Raw genomic sequence first — 2,227 nt, 5'->3', positions numbered from 1 at the left:
CGGGAGCCCCGGGCGTGCGCCGGTGCCCGGTCCAGGCCGTGCCGTCCCACCAGCGTTCCAGGTGCGGTGCGTGCGGGTCGCGGTACCAGCCGGGCGGAGGCGTCATGCTCATCCGGGCACTGTAGGGCGAACGCTACAGCGGTGTGACGTACGCCCCCGAGATCCCGCCGTCCACCAGGAAGTCGGTGGCGTTGACGAAGGAGGAGTCGTCGCTGGCCAGGAAGGCGACGGCGGCGGCGATCTCGTCGGCCTCGGCGAACCGGCCGAGCGGGATGTGCACCAGGCGGCGGGCGGCGCGCTCGGGGTCCTTGGCGAACAGTTCCCGCAGGAGCGGGGTGTCGACCGGGCCGGGGCACAGGGCGTTGACGCGGATGCCCTCGCGGGCGAACTGCACGCCGAGTTCCCGGGACATGGCGAGGACGCCGCCCTTGGAGGCGGTGTACGAGATCTGCGAGGTCGCCGCGCCCATACGGGCCACGAAGGACGCGGTGTTGATGATGGAGCCCTTGCCCTGGCGCCGCATGTAGGGGATGGCGGCCTTGCAGCACAGGTAGACGGAGGTGAGGTTGACCTCCTGGACGCGCTTCCAGGCTTCCAGCCCCGTCTCCAGGATGGAGTCGTCGTCGGGCGGGGAGATCCCGGCGTTGTTGAAGGCGACGTCGACGCTGCCGTAGGTGTCGTACGCGGCCTTGAACAGCGCCTCGACCTGCTCGGGGTCGGTGACGTCGACGTTCACGAAGATGCCGCCGGTCTCCTCGGCGGCGGCCTTGCCGCGCGTCTCGTCCACGTCCCCGCAGACGACGTGCGCGCCCTCGGAGGCGAGCCGGCGGGCGGTCGCGAGACCGATGCCGCTGCCGGCTCCGGTGACGACGGCGGTGCGGCCGACCAGTCGGCGGCAGATGTTCTCTTCGCTCATGTGCCCTCAGGCCTCCGTGCTGATGAAGACGTTCTTGGTCTCGGTGAAGGCGGTCAGCGCGTCCGGGCCGAGCTCGCGGCCCACGCCGGACTGCTTGAACCCGCCGAAGGGGGTCCAGTAGCGGACGCTGGAGTGGGAGTTGACGGACAGGTTCCCGGCGCGGACCGCCCGGGAGACGCGCAGGGCGCGGCCGACGTCCCGGGTCCAGAGGGAGCCCGAGAGTCCGTAGTCGGTGGCGTTGGCCAGGCGTACGGCGTCGGCCTCGTCGTCGAAGGGGAGGACGACGGCGACGGGGCCGAACACCTCCTCGACGGCGACGCGGGCCCGCGGGTCGACGCCGGTGAGGACGGTGGGCGGGAACCAGTAGCCGGGGCCCTCGGGGGCCTTGCCGCGGATGCCGTCGAGGTCGTCGGTGACGTAGGAGCGGACGCGGGTGAGCTGGGTGGCGGAGATCAACGGGCCCATGTCGACGTCCTCGTCCACCGGGTCGCCCACCCGGACCGCCTCGATCGCCGGGGCGAGCAGCTCCAGGAACCGGTCGTGCGCGGAGCGCTCGACGAGGATGCGGGTGCGGGCGCAGCAGTCCTGGCCCGCGTTGTCGAGGAAGGACATGGGGGCGGCGGTCGCGGCGGCCTCCAGGTCGGCGTCGGCGAAGACGATGTTGGGGCTCTTGCCGCCGAGTTCGAGGGTGACGCGCTTGAGGCGGTCCGCGCCCCTGGCCCACACCCGCTTGCCCACGGCGGTCGAACCGGTGAACACGATCTTGGCGACGCCGGGGTGTTCCACGAGGGCGTTCCCGGCCACGGGGCCGTGTCCGGGGAGCACCTGGAACAGGTCCTCGGGCAGGCCCGCCTCCAGGGCGAGTCCGGCGAGGCGGAGTGCGGTGAGGGGGGTGGTCTCGGCGGGTTTGAGGAGCACCGCGTTGCCGGCGGCGAGGGCGGGTGCGGTGCCCCAGGCGGCGATGGGCATGGGGAAGTTCCAGGGGGCGATGACGCCGACGACGCCGAGCGGCTCGCGGAAGGTGACGTTCACCCCGCCCGGTACCGGGATCTGGTGTCCGGTGAGGCGCTCCACTCCCCCGGCCGCGTAGTCGAGCAGGTCGCGGACGTTGCCCGCCTCCCAGCGGGCGTTGCCGAGGGTGTGGCCGGCCTCGCGGACCTCCAGGCGGGCCAGTTCCTCGATGTGCTCGTCGACCGTGGCGGCGAACCGGCGCAGCAGCCGGGCCCGGTCACCGGGGGCGAGGGCGGCCCAGGCGGTCTGCGCGCGTGCGGCGCGTACGACGGCGGCGTCGACGTCGGCGGGGGGCGCGGC

The 2,227-nt window shown here is 73.2% G+C and carries 3 protein-coding genes; all 3 read right to left on the bottom strand.

Features of this window, described 5'->3' with window-relative positions; translation table 11 throughout:
* The coding region (locus B7767_RS02270; RefSeq protein WP_143652151.1) for a DUF2510 domain-containing protein at nucleotides 1-106 on the bottom strand (106 nt) is incomplete at its 3' end.
* Nucleotides 107-133: 27 nt separating this feature from the next.
* On the bottom strand, nucleotides 134-916 hold the full coding sequence (locus tag B7767_RS02265) for a 3-oxoacyl-ACP reductase (RefSeq protein ID WP_085570609.1): 783 nt from the start codon (nucleotides 914-916) through the stop codon (nucleotides 134-136).
* A gap of 6 nt (nucleotides 917-922) precedes the next feature.
* On the bottom strand, nucleotides 923-2,227 hold a 1,305-nt coding region (locus tag B7767_RS02260), incomplete at its 5' end, for an aldehyde dehydrogenase (RefSeq protein WP_085570608.1).

It is taken from the genome of Streptomyces sp. 13-12-16, from assembly GCF_002114215.1.
Taxonomy (GTDB): domain Bacteria; phylum Actinomycetota; class Actinomycetes; order Streptomycetales; family Streptomycetaceae; genus Streptomyces.
This window is presented reverse-complemented; position numbering and strand designations above follow the sequence as displayed.

Excerpts from the sequence above, each read along its gene's own strand:
- B7767_RS02265 (WP_085570609.1), bottom strand. The coding sequence starts at position 916 with ATGAGCGAAGAGAACATCTGCCGCCGACTGGTCGGCCGCACCGCCGTC.